The organism is Mesorhizobium sp. NZP2077, assembly GCF_013170805.1.
Taxonomy (GTDB): Bacteria; Pseudomonadota; Alphaproteobacteria; order Rhizobiales; family Rhizobiaceae; genus Mesorhizobium.
In genome coordinates, this window is record NZ_CP051293.1 from 2189140 (window position 1) to 2204365 (window position 15226).

Sequence of the window (15226 nt, forward strand, 5' to 3'; positions counted from 1 at the left end):
CGGCGATCATGCCTTGACGATGTTATGCTCCGGACCAAACGGGAACTTGGTGATGTTTTCCGCCCCGTCCTCGGTCATCACCAGAATGTCGTGCTCGCGATAGCCGCCAGCGCCAGCCAGTCCCTCGGGGATGGTCAGCATCGGCTCCATGGAGACAACCATCCCCGGTTGCAGCACTGTGTTGATGTCCTCGCGCAGTTCGACGCCGGCTTCGCGGCCATAATAGTGCGACAGCACGCCGAAGGAGTGGCCGTAGCCGAACGAGCGGTAGCCGAGCAGATCGTGACTGCGGTAGATTTCGTTCAACTCCGTCGCCACGTCGCCGCAACGTGCGCCGGGCTTCAGGAGTTCGAGCCCGCGACGGTGGACGTCGCAGTTGATCTCCCAGATCCGCAGGTGCTCGTCGCTGGCATGATCGAGGAACAGCGTGCGCTCGAGCGCGGTGTAGTAGCCCGAGATCATTGGGAAGCAGTTGAGCGAGAGGATGTCGCCTTTCTGAACCTTGCGCGATGTCACCGGGTTGTGCGCGCCGTCAGTGTTGACCCCCGATTGGAACCAGACCCAGGTGTCCATCAGTTCGGCATGCGGAAAGGTGTTGGCGATGTGCCGGACCATGGACTGCGTGCCGGCCAGCGCCACTTCGTATTCAGGAACGTTCTCGCGGATCGCATTGCGAATGGCTTCGCCGCCGATGTCGGCGGTGCGCGCGCCTTCCTTGATCAGGACGATCTCCTCTGCCGACTTGATTGTGCGCAGCCACATAGCCGGCGCGCCGACGTCGACGAACTCGACGTTCGGGAAGGCGTCCTGCAAGAGCTTCCTGAATTCGAGGTTGACGTGGTCGAACTCGATGCCGATACGCTTCACGCCGGGCAGCGTCTTCTGCAGGGCGTAGAAATAGTTGTCACGCTGCCAGTCGGTGTAGGTGATGTTATCGCCGAAAGTACGGCGCCATGGCTGGCCGGCATCGATGCCGGCCGAGACCGACACTGCCTTCTCCGGGGTGACCACAAAGGCATAGCGGCGGCCGAAATAGCAGAACATGAAGTCCGAGAAATAGCAGATGTTGTGGTAGGAAGTCAGCACCGCCGCGTCGAGCTTCAGGTCGGCCAGGATGCTGCGCAGCCCATCCTGACGGCGCGTCATTTCGGCGGGGCTGAAGGTGGCGACAGCCTTCTCGCCATTATGCATCTTCTGTAGACGCAGCAATTCGTTGGGCATGCCCTTGGCGTAGACGTTCATTCTTTCCTCCGCATCCAAATCGGGTTCAGGTTGGAAGCGGACTATAAAAATTCGGCCGAGCCGCTGGAAATGAGAAGTCGATATCGGAGGATAAGTGTTGCTAATCGCCGGTCTGCGCCACAAACGCGCGCGCGATTTCCATAACTTCTCGTAATGCAGGCATCAGGTGAATAAATTGTCCTGATGCGCTCATCGATCGTAGCTTTCTTGCATCGATATTGCAGGGAACAGCACGATGACCGACGACATGTTGCATGTGATGGCGTGGCACAATGGGGAAAAGGAGTACTCGCCTTTCTCGGATGCCGAGATGAAGCGCCGCCAGGCCGACATTCGCCTCTGGATGGCAGAGAACAAGGTCGATGCAGCGCTGTTCACGTCCTATCATTGCATCAATTATTACTCTGGCTGGCTCTACTGCTACTTCGGCCGCAAATACGGTATGGTCATTGACCACAACAAGGCGACGACGATTTCGGCCGGCATCGATGGTGGCCAGCCCTACCGCCGCAGCTTTGGCGACAATATCACATACAGTGACTGGCGCCGCGACAACTTCTATCGTGCAGTGCGCCAACTCACTGCGGGCGCCAAGCGCATCGGCATCGAGTTCGATCACGTCAACCTCGACTTCCGCCGTCAGCTTGTGGAGGCGCTGCCTGGCGTCGAATTCATCGACATCGCTCAGCCCTCGATGTGGATGCGCTCCATCAAGTCGCTGGAAGAGCAAAAGCTGATCCGCGAGGGGGCACGCATCTGCGACGTCGGCGGTGCCTCCTGCGTGGCGGCCGTGAAAGCCGGCGTGCCTGAGCACGAGGTGGCTATTGCAACGACCAACGCCATGATCCGCGAGATCGCGAAATCGCACCCCTATGTCGAACTGATGGATACCTGGACATGGTTCCAGTCCGGCATCAATACCGATGGCGCCCACAACCCGGTCACCAACCGCCGCGTCCAGTCCGGCGATATCCTTTCGCTCAACACCTTCCCGATGATCTTCGGCTATTACACCGCGCTCGAACGCACATTGTTCTGCGACCACGTCGACGACGCCAGCCTTGGCATCTGGCAGAAGAACGTCGCTGTCCACCGCCGCGGTCTCGAACTGATCAAGCCCGGCGCCCGCTGCAAGGACATCGCGATCGAGCTCAACGAGATGTACCGGGAGTGGGATCTGCTGAAGTACCGCTCCTTCGGCTACGGCCATTCCTTCGGGGTGCTGTGCCATTACTATGGCCGCGAAGCGGGCGTTGAACTGCGCGAGGACATAGACACAGTGCTCGAGCCCGGCATGGTCGTGTCCATGGAGCCGATGGTGATGCTGCCGCAAGGCGTGCCGGGTGCGGGCGGCTATCGCGAGCACGATATCCTGATCGTGAAGCAGGACGGCGCGGAAAACATCACCGGCTTCCCGTTCGGCCCGGACCACAACATCGTCGGGGACTGACGGACGTGTTCTACATCCCCCACGATTGGCATCAGCGAGGGGACCGAACAAACCGACCCAACCCTTACGCGGCGTCGCCGGTCTATGGCTTCGCCCGCGAATTCTTCATTTTCCTGATAAAAGTGTTCACGGCCGACACTCTCGTGGAACGCGGTGATTGCCCACCCGACGAAAATGCCGGCACTGTGAGAGGGCAAGCGCCACCGAATTGGCCGTTTCCATACTGATAATGCGTACTGGATCGAGAATCGCTTGACGGGGTCGCCTTCGCGCGCTGCCTAAAGACGCATTGGGAGTTCAAGCCCCGATCGCAATCCGGAAACAAGGCGGGACGCAGGGCTCAGCGCGGAAACTCGGCCCGCAGGGCTTTGACGATGCCCCTCACGCAGACATCCAGCAAGATGTCGCCTTTCGCTTTCGAAGCTTCCTTGGGCGACGACAATGTGCCGGTCGCCGGTGTCCATTCAGGCTTGGGCGGGTATACATCATAGGGCGGAAAGCTGGCCGGTTCATGATCGGCGGCGCGCTCGAGATGAACGAAGTTCGGGTAGAGCGCCAGCATCAGCGATGTTTCGAGCACCCCACCATGTTCCAGATCCCAGCCGGTGAACCCGTTTGGATAGAGCCGCGCGATCGTCGGCTTGTCGACGAAATCCCAATAAGACAGCACCACGATCTTCATGTCGCCAATACCGCCCCAGCGCAGTTCGCGCAGCGCCAGATCGATGCCTTCGACGATGAACCACGAGTTCTCGAAGTGGCCATTCATCAAGCAGATATTGCGCACGCCGTGGCGGGCGAATTCCTTGATGACATCGCGGAGCGCTGCGACCAGTGTCGCGCCGTCCAGACTGGTCGTGCCCGGCAGGTGATTGCCGCCCCCCGATTTCTGATGCGATTTGTAGCCGTAGGTGAAAGGGGGTGCCACAAGCGCGCCGATCTCGCCAGCGACGCGGCGGGAGAATTCGACCGGCAAGAGTACGTCGACATGCATGGGCATATGGTGGCCGTGCTGCTCCATCGACCCGACCGGCAGCAGGATAGACACGGAGCCGTCCCTGACCTTCGCGTCGTAGTCCGGCCAGGGCAGTTCGGCGGCGAAAACACTGGAATCCGACATGATGTCCTCCCAAGGCGGCTGTTGGAATTGATGCTTAACGGTGATAGTCGTGATATCAAAAATTTATATTCATGATCTAGGTATGAGAAATCCAAATCCATGCGCAATTTCATCAACTTTCAAACCGACCTGCTGCGGGCCTTTGTTTCGGTTATCGATCTTGGCGCCTACACCAAGGCCGGAGATGCGCTGGGGCGCACCCAGCCGGCCATCTCGCTGCAGATACGCCGGCTCGAGGAACTGGTCGGGGCGCCAGTCATCAAACAGGTCGGACGCAGTCTCACTCTGACCAGCGAAGGGGAGATGCTGCTGAGCTACGCCCGCGAGATGCTGCGGCTCAATGATGAGGCTGCGTCCTATTTCAATCGGTCGAAGATAGCCGGGGTGCTGCGGATCGGTCTGCCAAACGACTATGCGGTCGCTTTCCTGCAGGGCGTGATTACCGAATATACCAGTCAGCATCCGGGCATTTCGCTGGAAATCCACTGCGGCTGGAGCGCCGACATTCTCGATCGGCTGCGCGCCGACGAACTCGATCTGGCGGTGGCGATGGTCAACAATGAACGCTCCCAATATCTGTCGCGTTCATGGATCGAGCGGCCGATCTGGGCTGCCGCCGAAGCTGCCCGTTTTGACCTGGGAACCGGTGTGCCCCTCGCAGCCCACCCAGAAGGTTGCGCCTATCGGGCGCGGATGATCCAGTCTCTGGATGCCGCACAGATCCGCTGGCGGGTGGCCTATACCGGCTCCGGCATCGCGGGGTTGCAGAATGCCGTTGTGAACGGCCTCGGCGTCAGCGCGCTGACCCGTTACACGATGCTGCCCGGCATGCGGGTTCTTGATGACAGCGACGGGTTTCCAGCGCTCGCTGAAATCCGGGTCGGCTTGTTCTACAAGCATCCCCGTCTGTCCGATGCAGGAATCAGGCTGGTCAATCACATCGTCGCGCGGCTGGATGAAGCCGGTGTCTCCGGCGACCCGGTGCGGCGGCCGATCGAGCTGGATCGTCAATAAGGCATGTAAATGCATTTATTATGAGAATTAATTTTCCAAATAGTTGGACCGCTCGTAGGCTTGATGGGACTACAAGCCAAAGGGGAACAACCATGATAGTCAAAAAAAGCTTGTCCGGCCTGCGCACGCGCCGCGATCTTCTAAAGGGCGCAAGTATTCTGGGCGGCGGCGCGCTGGCGATGCCGTTCCTCAGCCGGCTGGCTTTCGCCGACCCGGTCGAGCTCAATATGCTCGCATGGTATGGCCATGCCGAACCTGACGTGGTGGCCGAGTTCGAGGCCGCGAACAACGTCAAGTTCAAGCCGAAATACTACACTGGCGGCGACAACATGCTTGGGCTGATCGCCCAATCGCCCCCGGGAACCTTCGACGTCATCCTGTCGGATGCCGAATACGTGCAGCAGCTCAACGCGGCCGGCTATATCGAGAAGCTTGATCCCGCTGACTACCCGTTCGACGAATTCTTCCCCGAATTCCAGCATTTTCCAGGACACTGGCAGGGCAACGACCTCTATTCCGTCATCACTCGGTTCGGCTTCCTCGGCGTGGCCTATAACACCGAAGCGATTACCGAGAAGGAGGCCTCGACCTACAATGTCTATTGGGCCGAGAAGCTGAAAGGCAAGGTCGGGCATTTCGATTGGCATCTGCCCAATCTCGGACAGATCAGCCTGCTCGGTGGCAACGCCTTGCCCTATGATATTAACGCCGAGGCCTGGAGCGCCGTGCAGGAAAAGACGAGATCGCTGCGCCCGCAGATTGGCGGCTTCTTCGACTACGGCGGCACCTTCTCGTCGCTTCAGAACGGACAGATGCTGGCCATGGCGGGCATCGGCGACTGGATTACCGGGGCGCTGGAAAAGGGCGGCGCGAAGGTGCGGACCGTCATTCCGGAAGAGGGTGGCCTGCAGTTCACCGAATCCTTCTCGATCGGCAAAGGCTCGCAGAAGGCCGATCTGGCGAAGAAATGGATCCAGTACATCACCTCTGCCAAGGGCCAGGTGAAGTCGGCCAACATGGTAGCCTACCCTTGCCTCATCCCGAACAAGAAGGGCTGGGAGCTTTTGGCCACCGAAACGCCGGCGGAGGCCAAGCGGCAGGGTATGCTGCTCAACCAGAGCAATGTCATGGACATGATCCGCAATGGCCGTATCAAATACCGCCAGTTGCCGGTTCAGCAGAGCCTTGAAGACTGGAACGACTTCTGGTCCGAATACAAGGGGTCGTAACAGTCACCATCGCCAGGTGGGCATCCTGCCCACCTGGCATTCTTGGGGAATCGTCGTGCGTCATGCAGACGGACGAGCCGTGGCTCAACGGACGGAAACTGCATCGATGCGGAAATCGATCACCCTTTACGGACTGACATTCTCGCTGCCCATGCTGATCTGGCAAGTGCTGTTCTTTCTGGCGCCGCTGGTCTTTTTGATCGCGCTGAGTTTTTGGACGGTCCGGAATTTCCGCATGGAGCCGGATTTCAATCCAGACAACTGGGCCAGAATGCTTGGCCGAGGCGTTTTCTGGCAGGCCTATTTTCGCACGCTGGTCCTGTCCACGACGGCCGCGATCATCACCAGCGCGTTGGCCTTCCCCTGCGCCTACGGCATCGCCTTCAAGCTGTCGGAAACGGCGCGGCGCTGGGCCGTGTTCCTGATGGTCATCCCCTTCTTCACCAGCTATCTGGTGCGCGTCTATTCATGGCAGATTTTCCTGTCCGACAACGGCATCATCAATGCGCTGCTGGCAAAGGCGGGCATTGGGCCGTTCGGCATGCTGAATTCGGTCTTCGGAACTATGGTCGGCTATCTGACTCTGAGCTTCCCACTCGTCGTGCTGCTGCAATTGTTCAGCCTCGTGTTCGTCGACCGCACGCTGATTGAAGCGGCGCACAATCTGCGCTGCGGGCGCCTGCGCACGGTGTTCGAGGTGGTGGTACCGGCGGCCAAGGTCGGGCTGGTGATCGCGGCGCTGTTCTGCTTCATCCTCACCTTCGGCGATTTCGTCAGCCCGCTCTATCTCGGCGGCGGTGACCCGCCGACGCTGTCCATCCTGATCACCGACACCACCAAATCGGGCCAGCAATGGCCGCGCGCGGCCGTCATCGCGCTGACCATGATCGCGACGTTGCTCGCGGTGGCGTTCGCGGCGGTGAGCTTTGCCTACAAGGAGCGCGGGCGATGAGCGATTTCAACCGCAATCCGCTGATCGACTGGGCGCTGAAGCTCTACATCGCGCTCGCCTTTGCCTTCATTTTCGCGCCGATTGCCGCGAGCTTCGTCTTCTCGCTCAACATCGACCGTTTTCCCTCGCTGCCGTTGGGTGGTTTCTCGACCATCTGGTACGAAGCCGTCTATGCCGATCCGCTCGTCTGGGAGGGCTTGCGCAACACGCTGATCGTCGGCGCGACCGTCTCGGTCGTCGCCACGGCGCTCGGCTTCGGCGCCGCCTACACCGACTTCCGCTATAAATTCTTCGGCAAGCCGTTCTATCTGGCGCTGGCGCTGTTGCCGCCGACTATTCCCGTGGTCATTCTGGGCCTGGCGATGCTGGCCTTCCTGTCCAACGTCCACCTGTCCGGGGAAGTCCATTCCGTTATCATCGCCCATGTCGTCATGTGCGCACCCTTCGCCATGGCGATCTGCCGATTGCGCCTATCGCAGATGGACCCATCGCTTGAAGCCGCCGCCTGGAACCTCGGCGCGTCCGAATGGATGGCGATGCGCCACGTCATCGTGCCGTTCTGCCGGCCCGCCATCTTCGCCGCGTTGTTCATCACCATGGCGGTGTCGTTCGACGAATTCGCGGTGTCCTGGTTCGTGTCCGGCCTGCACGAAACACTGCCGGTCAAGGTTCTCGGCTTTCTGCAAGGGCAGGTCAGCCCACGCATCAATGTCATCGGCACATTCGTCTTCCTCGCCTCGATGACGCTGGTGATCCTCGCCCAGATTCTTCTGATGAAACGCAGCGTCGCGCCCAAGGCCGGCGGCAACGCGCCGGAGTTGTTGCCATGACCGATCAAGCTCTCGTCGTCTTCGACGGCGTCGCCAAGAGATTCGGCAATTTCAACGCCGTCGAGCACATGGACCTCGAAATCCGCAAGGGCGAATTTCTTGCCATCATGGGGTCGAGCGGCTGCGGCAAGACCACCACGCTCAGAATGCTGGCCGGGCTCGAAGCGCCAACCGAAGGCGAGATCCGCCTTGCCGGCAAGCGTATCAACGACCTGCCGACCTGGCGGCGCGACACGCCGATGGTGTGGCAGAGCCTGGCGCTGTTTCCGTTCCTGACGGTGCGCGAGAACGTCGAGTTCAGCCTGCGCATGCGCGGCGTCGAAAAAGCCGAGCGCAGGCAACGCGTCGACAAGTGGCTCGAGCGCATGCAGATCACCGAATTCGCCGATCGCAACGTCGCCCATCTTTCCGGCGGCCAGCGCCAACGTGTGGCGTTGGCGCGATCGCTGGTGACGGAGCCGGAAATCCTGCTGCTCGATGAGCCGCTGTCGGCACTCGACGCCCACCTCAAGGTGCGCATGCAAACCGTGCTGTCCAACCTTCAGAAGGAACTCGGCATCACCTTCGTCTATGTCACGCACAGCCAGTCGGAGGCCTTTTCGATGGCCGACCGCGTCGTCATCATGAGCCGCGGCCGCATCGAACAGATCGGCAACCCGCAAGAGATCTATCGCGCGCCGCGGACGAGGTTCGTCGCTGAGTTTCTCGGCTCATCCAATATCTTCGCCGGCAAGGTTTCGGCGGCGGACGGCGATGCCATCAGGATCGCCACACCCTCAGGCGAGTTCGACGTCGCCCGCAATCCAGCCAAGACATTGGCCAAGGGAGACAAGGCGACCTTCGTCGTCTCCGGCGATCGCGTGCAGTTAACCAACGAGAAGCCCACGGACGCCGTAAACGGCGTGCAGGCCTCGGTGGTCGGCGAGGAGTTCGTCGGCGCCACGGCCGTCATCCACCTCGAAGGCGCCGACGGTCTGGAACTCAAGGCGCAGAAGAGCCACGACGAACTGGAACGGCTGAACCTGACGCCCGGTGCGAAAATCTGGATGTCCTGGCGCACCGAGTCGAGCCACATCCTGCCAGGCGAGTAGGCGTCGAACCCCTTCCCTAAGCGTTGCTTCGAAATACCGCCGGCGTCACCCCGCGGCGCTCGCGGAAGGCGCGGATGAAGTGGGACGAATCGCAGAAGCCGGTCGAGTTGGCGATTTCAGTTACCGAACCCTGCGAGTTTTTGAGCAGAAACTCGGCATATTCGAGACGCATGATCTTGTAGGCCAGCGTCGGCGCCATGCCGATCGTGCGCTGGAAGTGGCGCTCAAGTTGCCGTCGATTGGCGCCGAGACGCCGGGCAAGCTCGTCGACGGCGATCGGGGTGTCGATGGTCTGCTGCATCAGCAGCAGCGCCCTCTTGACCATCGGATCGTCGGTGTGCAGGTCGAGCGGCATGCCGGGCTGGGGCGTCTCGGCTCGCTCGGCCTCGTCGATGATCATGATGTTCAGGCTCTTGCGGGCCTGCGCGCGCCCGACATGCCTATCCACCAGATAGGCCGCGAGATGCGCCGAACTGGCGCCGCCCGAACACGTCAGCCGGTCGCGGTCGACGACGAAGATCTGGTCGGAGACCGGCTTCAGCCCGTCGAACTGCTCCAGGAAATCGTCGTGATGGAACCAGCTGACGCAGCATTTGTAGCCGTGCATCAGGCCGGCGCGGTGGAGAGCGAAGGCGCCGGTGCAGACGCCGACCAGCGGCACGCCGGCGATCGCCGCCCGATGCAGGAAACGCACATAGTCCGGATGCAGGTTTTCGATCTCGTCGATCAATCCGCCGACCACCACGATGTAGTCGAAGCGGGCCGGGTCGCCCAACCGCTCCTCGGGTTGAACCGCGATGCCCGAACTGGAGACGATGGGGTCCATCGTGGCGGAAAGCACGCGCCAGCCGCACAGGATCGGTCGACTGCGGTCGCCCTCGTCGGCGGAGAGGCGAAGCACGTCGACGAAATTGGCAAAGGCGCAAAGCGTAAAGCGCCGGGCCAGGATGAAGCCGACTGAAAGACGCCTTGAGTCGCCACGCTTTGGCGCATGTCTCGATTTCGTCCGTATCTCCATAGGGTTCGATATAGGGTTCGATCCATCTCGCCATTTCGTCTGTCGCACCGGTAATACTACTCTGACGCAGCCGTTCTGTTCAAGGCCGGGTATTGGGTGAATAGTCGCGGCATGTTGAACCCGGGGTAAGTCATGACCCGCTTTTCGTTTTCCGCGCTGCTGCGCAACGCCGCGACCGGCAACAAGAACTGGCAGCCGCAATGGCCGGACGCTGAGCCGAAGGCCGAGTACGATGTCGTCATCGTCGGTGCCGGGGGCCATGGATTGGGCACGGCCTACTATCTCGCCAAGGAGCACGGCATCACCAATGTCGCGGTCATCGACAAGGGCTGGCTCGGCGGCGGCAACACCGGCCGCAACACCACCATCATCCGCTCCAACTACCTCTACGACGAGAGCGCCAGGCTCTACGACCACGCACTCGACCTGTGGGAAGGCTTGAGCCAGGAGCTAAACTACAACGTCATGTTCTCGCAGCGTGGCGTTATGATGCTGGCGCATTCGATCCATGACGTGCAGAGCTTCAAGCGCCATATCCATTCCAACCGGCTGAACGGCGTCGACAATGAATGGCTGACGCCGCAACAGGCCAAGGCCTATTGCCCGCCGCTCAACATCGCCAGCGACGCGCGCTATCCAGTGATGGGCGCCGCCTTGCAGCGGCGCGGCGGCGTTGCCCGCCACGACGCGGTCGCCTGGGGTTATGCAAGGGGCGCCGCGGCGCGCGGCGTCGACATCATCCAGAACTGCCCGGTAACGGCGATTCGCCGCGACGTCTCGGGCAAGGTCACCGGCGTCGACACGCCGCGCGGCTTCATCAAGGCCAGGAAGGTGGCCGTGTCGGCGGCCGGCCACACCTCCGTGGTCATGGACACCGTCGGCGTGCGCCTGCCGCTGGAGAGCTACCCGCTCCAGGCGCTGGTGTCGGAACCGGTCAAGCCGATCTTCCCGTGCGTCGTCATGTCGAACACGGTTCACGCCTATATGAGCCAGTCCGACAAGGGCGAACTAGTCATCGGCTCGGGCACCGACCAGTATGTGTCCTACAGCCAGCGCGGCGGCCTGCCGTTGATCGAGCACACGGTCGCGGCTATCTGCGAGGTGTTCCCGATCTTCACCCGCATGCGCATGCTGCGCAAATGGGCCGGCATCGTCGACGTCACCCCCGACCGTTCGCCGATCATCGGCAAGACGCCGGTGCCGGGGCTCTACGTCAATTGCGGATGGGGTACTGGCGGTTTCAAGGCGACGCCGGGCGCAGCCCATATCTTCGCCCACACCATCGCCCGAGACGAACCGCATCCGATCAACGCGCCCTATACGCTCGAACGCTTCACCACCGGCCGGCTGATCGACGAGGCCGCCGCCGCCGCCGTCGCGCATTGAGGGGAGAAAAAAGATGCTCCTTATCCGCTGTCCCTATTGCGAGACCGAACGGCCCGAGGTCGAGTTCGTCTATGCCGGTGAAGCACATGTCGCCCGCCCAGTTGATCCCGCCGCGCTGACCGACGACGAATGGAAGAATTTCCTCTTCATCCGTTCGAATGCGCGCGGCACCCATTTCGAACGCTGGCGTCACATGCATGGCTGCGGCCGCTTCTTCAACGCGGTGCGCGACACGGTCAGCGACCAGTTCGCCATGACCTACAAGGCAGGCATGCCGCGCCCAACGGAAAACGAGATCAAGGAAGCGCGTTCATGAGCACCTATCGCGTATCCGGCAAGGGCCGCGTCGATCACAACCGGCCGGTCCGCTTCACCTTTAACGGCGAGAACTTCGAGGGCCGCCAGGGCGACACGCTGGCCTCCGCGCTGCTCGCCAACGGCGTGCATCTCATCGGCCGCTCGTTCAAGTATCACCGCCCGCGCGGCTTCCTCTCCGCCGGTTCGGAAGAGCCAAATGCGCTTGTCGGAGTCAATCGTGGCGTCGGCCGGGCCGAACCTAACACCCGCGCAACAGTGCTAGAAATCTTTGACGGCCTGAACACCGTCAGCCAGAACCACTGGCCGTCGCTGAAACGCGATGTCGGCGCCATCAACGATCCGCTCTACATGCTGTTTTCGGCAGGCTTCTACTACAAGACGTTCATGTGGCCGAAGTCTTTTTGGAACAAGGTCTACGAGCCGATCATCCGGGGTGCCGCTGGTCTCGGCAAGTCGCCCGCGGTTCCCGATCCGGACACCTATGCCAGCCGCTATGCGCATTGCGACGTGCTGGTGGTCGGCTCAGGTCCTGCTGGTCTTGTGGCAGCTCTGGAAGCGGGAAAGAGCGGCGCCAAGGTCATCCTTGTCGACGAGAGTCCTGAATTTGGCGGCTCGCTGCTCGGCGAGCCGGATGCGGAAATTAACCACCTGTCGGCATGGGACTGGCTGCTGGAGACAAACGCCGCGCTTGCCGCGATGAAGAACGTCACGCTGCTGAACCGCACCACCGCTATCGGCTATTATCACCAGAACTTCGTCGGCTTGTGCCAGCGCCTGACCGATCATCTTTCCGAACTGCCGGACGGCGCGCCGCGCGAGCGGTTATGGAAGGTGCGGGCAAAGCAGGTCGTGCTCGCGCAAGGGTCTATCGAAAAGCCGCTGGTGTTCGACGGCAACGACAGGCCAGGTGTGATGCTGGCTGGCTCGGCCCGCGTCTATCTCAATCGTTACGGCGTCAAGGTCGGCAACCTGCCGGTGGTCGTCACCTCGCACGACTCGGCTTGGCTCGCCGCTTTCGATATGGCCCAGGCCGGCGCAAAGGTTGCAGCGATCGTGGATATCCGCGCTCGGGTTCCGAACTACTTCGTTAAGCGCGCCAGGGCTTTGGGTATCGAAACGCTGTGCGGCTGGACCATAAGCGGCACCAAGGGCCGGCATCGCGTCACCTCCGTGCGGGTCAATCCGGTCAGCGCCGGTGGCCATGTCGGTCCAGCCCGGACGATCGCCTGCGATGCACTGCTGATGTCGGGCGGCTGGACGCCGAGCGTGCACTTGTTCTCGCACACCAAGGGCAAGCTCGACTGGAGCGACGAACGACAGATGTTCCTGCCGGGCGCGCGCACTGAAGACAGCCGGTGTGCCGGCGCCGGTAACGGCAAATTCGGTCTGGAAGAGTCTCTGATGGAAGGCGCTTCGGCAGGAGCCGCCGCGGCGATCGATGCCGGCTTCAGCGCCAGCGCCGGTTCCTACTCGGTGGAAGGCGAGGTGCTGTGCATTGGTGCCAGCAACCGCGAACTGCCGTCGGACAGGAGCGCATCCTGGGCCAAGGCCTTTGTCGACTTCCAGAACGATGTGACCGCCAAGGACATTCGACTTGCCGTCCGCGAGGGGTTCAAGTCGATCGAGCACATTAAGCGCTACACCACCACCGGCATGGCTACTGACCAGGGCAAGACGTCGAATATGAACGGCCTCTCAATCGCGTCGGACGCGGTTAAGCGACCATCGCCGTCCGTCGGGCTGACCACGTTCCGCCCGCCCTACACGCCGACCACCTTCGGCGCCTTCGCCGGCTACAATCGCGGCGACCTGTTTGAGGTGACGCGCAAGACAGCGATCGATAGCTGGGCTGAGGAGAAGGGCGCCGTCTACGAGCCAGTCTCTCTTTGGCGGCGCGCTTGGTATTTTTCGAAACAGGGCGAGGACATGCACCAGGCGGTGGCGCGCGAATGCCGGGCGACGCGCCAGTCGCTCGGCATGTTCGACGCATCGACGCTCGGCAAGATCGAGATCGTCGGTCCGGATGCGGCTGAGTTTATGAACCGTATGTATACCAACGCCTGGACCAAACTCGCGCCAGGGCGGCTGCGCTACGGACTGCTGCTTGGCGAGGACGGCTTCATCCGCGATGACGGCGTCATCGGCCGGCTTTCGACGGACCGCTTCCATGTCACGACCACGACCGGCGGCGCCGCGCGGGTGCTCGCCATGATGGAGGACTATCTGCAGACCGAATGGCCCGATCTGAAGGTGTGGCTGACCTCGACCACGGAACAATGGGCGGTGATCGCGCTGAACGGGCCGAACGCCCGCAAGCTCATCGAGCCGCTGGTCGAAGGCATCGATCTAGCCAACGAGGCGTTCCCCCATATGTCGGTCGCCGAGGGCAGGATCTGCGGCGTGCCAACCAGGCTGTTCCGCGTCTCTTTCACCGGCGAACTCGGCTTCGAGGTCAACGTGCCGGCGCGCTACGGCCGCGCCGTCTGGGAAGCGCTGTACGATGCTGGCCGCAAATACGGCATCACACCCTATGGTACCGAGACAATGCACGTGCTGCGTGCCGAGAAGGGCTACATCATCGTCGGCCAGGACACCGACGGCACGGTGACGCCGGAGGATGCGAGCCTTGCCTGGGCCATCGGCAAGACCAAGCCGGATTTCGTCGGCAAGCGGTCGCTGACCCGCCCCGACATGCTCATGGCCGACCGCAAGCAACTGGTCGGGCTGCTGACGAGTGATCCCAAGACCGTGCTGGAGGAGGGGGCTCAGATCGTCCTCGACCCGAATCAGAAGGTGCCGATGAAGATGGTTGGTCACGTCACCTCGTCCTACTGGAGCGAGACGCTCGGACGCTCCATCGCGCTCGCCATCGTCGAAGGCGGGCGGGCGAAGGAAGGCCAGACCGTTCACGTGCCGATGCCGGACAAGACCCATTCAGCCGAGATCGTCGGCATGGTGTTCGTCGATCCGGAAAACAAGCGCCTCAATGTCTAGGAGACGACCATGCTGCAGGAACGTCACCCGCTGATGGGTCACCGCATCTCACTGGCCGAGGGGGTCTCCCTCGTTATCCACGACGCCGAGGATTCTTCGCGCTTCAACCTCCGCATCGCGCCGGAAAATCTGGGAGCTGCCTCGAAGGCTTTCGGCTGCGAACTGCTGGCGACGATCGGCGCGACCGCGACTTCGGGTGGCAGGCTGGCGCTTTGCCTTGGCCCGGACGAGTGGCAGCTCTATGCGCCTCTCGCTGAGAGCCGCTCCATCGAAACCACTTTCGCCGCGCTCTATGCCAGCTGCCCGCACAGCCTGGTCGATGTCGGTCATCGCGAGATCGGCATCGCCGTCGAAGGTGCTGCCGCGGTGCTGGCGCTGCGCTCGGCCTGCGCCTTCGATTTCGACACCATGCCATCGGGCACCGGAACACGCACGATCTTCGACAAGGCGCAGATCATCCTGATCCGCCACGACGAAAACCGTTTCCGCATCGAGGTCTGGCGCTCTTTCGCCGATCACGTCTGGGGACTGTTGCAGGCCGCCAGCCGCGAAATCGCGCTCGGCATCTGAGAACATAGGACA

General features: G+C 61.7%; 13 protein-coding genes. 10 read left to right on the forward strand and 3 right to left on the reverse strand.

The annotated features are described in order from the left end of the window. Positions 1 to 6: 6 nt before the first annotated feature. The gene (locus tag HGP13_RS10695) at positions 7 to 1221 is read right to left on the reverse strand and encodes a M24 family metallopeptidase (RefSeq protein WP_172234669.1); all 1215 of its coding nucleotides are present in this window, start codon (positions 1219 to 1221) and stop codon (positions 7 to 9) included. A gap of 256 nt (positions 1222 to 1477) precedes the next feature. On the opposite strand from HGP13_RS10695, the gene HGP13_RS10700 reads away from it, so the two are divergent. Next, positions 1478 to 2692 carry a M24 family metallopeptidase gene (locus HGP13_RS10700; protein ID WP_137934483.1) on the forward strand — a complete coding sequence of 405 codons (1215 nt, stop codon included), beginning with the start codon at positions 1478 to 1480 and terminating at the stop codon, positions 2690 to 2692. A gap of 340 nt (positions 2693 to 3032) precedes the next feature. Here HGP13_RS10700 and HGP13_RS10705 read toward each other — a convergent pair whose 3' ends face one another. After that, positions 3033 to 3812, reverse strand: coding sequence for a creatininase (locus tag HGP13_RS10705; RefSeq protein ID WP_172224983.1), 780 nt, complete (start codon positions 3810 to 3812; stop codon positions 3033 to 3035). Between the two features lie 99 nt (positions 3813 to 3911). Here HGP13_RS10705 and HGP13_RS10710 point away from each other — a divergent pair, with 99 nt between their 5' ends. The 5 genes from HGP13_RS10710 (at position 3912) to HGP13_RS10730 (ending at position 8928) form a co-directional block, all read left to right on the forward strand. Next, positions 3912 to 4826, forward strand: a complete 915-nt coding sequence (locus HGP13_RS10710; RefSeq protein ID WP_172224987.1) for a LysR substrate-binding domain-containing protein — start codon at positions 3912 to 3914, stop codon at positions 4824 to 4826. 92 nt (positions 4827 to 4918) lie between these two features. Further along, positions 4919 to 6055: an extracellular solute-binding protein gene (locus HGP13_RS10715; RefSeq protein ID WP_172224990.1), complete on the forward strand. Its 1137-nt coding sequence runs from the start codon at positions 4919 to 4921 to the stop codon at positions 6053 to 6055. 106 nt (positions 6056 to 6161) lie between these two features. Then, positions 6162 to 7007 carry an ABC transporter permease gene (locus HGP13_RS10720; protein WP_137934479.1) on the forward strand — a complete coding sequence of 282 codons (846 nt, stop codon included), beginning with the start codon at positions 6162 to 6164 and terminating at the stop codon, positions 7005 to 7007. Beyond that, positions 7004 to 7837, forward strand: coding sequence for an ABC transporter permease (locus tag HGP13_RS10725; protein WP_172224993.1), 834 nt, complete (start codon positions 7004 to 7006; stop codon positions 7835 to 7837). The genes HGP13_RS10720 and HGP13_RS10725 overlap by 4 nt, the downstream gene beginning before the upstream one ends. Further along, a complete protein-coding gene (locus HGP13_RS10730) occupies positions 7834 to 8928 on the forward strand; it encodes an ABC transporter ATP-binding protein (RefSeq protein ID WP_137934477.1) in 1095 nt (364 codons plus the stop codon). Before HGP13_RS10725 ends, HGP13_RS10730 begins: the two co-directional genes overlap by 4 nt. A 16-nt stretch (positions 8929 to 8944) precedes the next feature. Here the strand turns inward: HGP13_RS10730 and HGP13_RS10735 are convergent, their stop codons facing one another. Continuing rightward, a complete protein-coding gene (locus HGP13_RS10735; protein ID WP_172224996.1) occupies positions 8945 to 9946 on the reverse strand; it encodes a GlxA family transcriptional regulator in 1002 nt (333 codons plus the stop codon). A gap of 132 nt (positions 9947 to 10078) precedes the next feature. Here HGP13_RS10735 and HGP13_RS10740 point away from each other — a divergent pair, with 132 nt between their 5' ends. Genes HGP13_RS10740 through HGP13_RS10755 form a run of 4 tightly spaced genes read left to right on the forward strand, consistent with a single transcriptional unit; the run spans position 10079 to position 15214 of the window. After that, complete coding sequence (locus HGP13_RS10740; protein WP_172225000.1) at positions 10079 to 11332, forward strand: sarcosine oxidase subunit beta family protein; 1254 nt, start codon at positions 10079 to 10081, stop codon at positions 11330 to 11332. A 13-nt stretch (positions 11333 to 11345) separates the two neighbouring features. Beyond that, on the forward strand, positions 11346 to 11648 hold the full coding sequence (locus tag HGP13_RS10745; protein ID WP_137934474.1) for a sarcosine oxidase subunit delta: 303 nt from the start codon (positions 11346 to 11348) through the stop codon (positions 11646 to 11648). Continuing rightward, positions 11645 to 14644 (forward strand): sarcosine oxidase subunit alpha, encoded by a 3000-nt coding sequence (locus HGP13_RS10750; RefSeq protein WP_172225003.1) that lies wholly within the window; start codon positions 11645 to 11647, stop codon positions 14642 to 14644. Before HGP13_RS10745 ends, HGP13_RS10750 begins: the two co-directional genes overlap by 4 nt. A gap of 9 nt (positions 14645 to 14653) precedes the next feature. Then, on the forward strand, positions 14654 to 15214 hold the full coding sequence (locus HGP13_RS10755) for a sarcosine oxidase subunit gamma family protein (protein WP_172225006.1): 561 nt from the start codon (positions 14654 to 14656) through the stop codon (positions 15212 to 15214). Positions 15215 to 15226: the final 12 nt, after the last annotated feature.

Coding starts and splice junctions, on each gene's coding strand:
- HGP13_RS10725 (WP_172224993.1), top strand. CDS start 7,004: ATGAGCGATTTCAACCGCAATCCGCTGATCGACTGGGCGCTGAAGCTC.
- HGP13_RS10720 (WP_137934479.1), top strand. CDS start 6,162: ATGCGGAAATCGATCACCCTTTACGGACTGACATTCTCGCTGCCCATG.
- HGP13_RS10695 (WP_172234669.1), bottom strand. CDS start 1,221: ATGCCCAACGAATTGCTGCGTCTACAGAAGATGCATAATGGCGAGAAG.
- HGP13_RS10755 (WP_172225006.1), top strand. CDS start 14,654: ATGCTGCAGGAACGTCACCCGCTGATGGGTCACCGCATCTCACTGGCC.
- HGP13_RS10715 (WP_172224990.1), top strand. CDS start 4,919: ATGATAGTCAAAAAAAGCTTGTCCGGCCTGCGCACGCGCCGCGATCTT.
- HGP13_RS10710 (WP_172224987.1), top strand. CDS start 3,912: ATGCGCAATTTCATCAACTTTCAAACCGACCTGCTGCGGGCCTTTGTT.
- HGP13_RS10745 (WP_137934474.1), top strand. CDS start 11,346: ATGCTCCTTATCCGCTGTCCCTATTGCGAGACCGAACGGCCCGAGGTC.
- HGP13_RS10750 (WP_172225003.1), top strand. CDS start 11,645: ATGAGCACCTATCGCGTATCCGGCAAGGGCCGCGTCGATCACAACCGG.
- HGP13_RS10700 (WP_137934483.1), top strand. CDS start 1,478: ATGACCGACGACATGTTGCATGTGATGGCGTGGCACAATGGGGAAAAG.
- HGP13_RS10735 (WP_172224996.1), bottom strand. CDS start 9,946: ATGGAGATACGGACGAAATCGAGACATGCGCCAAAGCGTGGCGACTCA.
- HGP13_RS10730 (WP_137934477.1), top strand. CDS start 7,834: ATGACCGATCAAGCTCTCGTCGTCTTCGACGGCGTCGCCAAGAGATTC.
- HGP13_RS10705 (WP_172224983.1), bottom strand. CDS start 3,812: ATGTCGGATTCCAGTGTTTTCGCCGCCGAACTGCCCTGGCCGGACTAC.
- HGP13_RS10740 (WP_172225000.1), top strand. CDS start 10,079: ATGACCCGCTTTTCGTTTTCCGCGCTGCTGCGCAACGCCGCGACCGGC.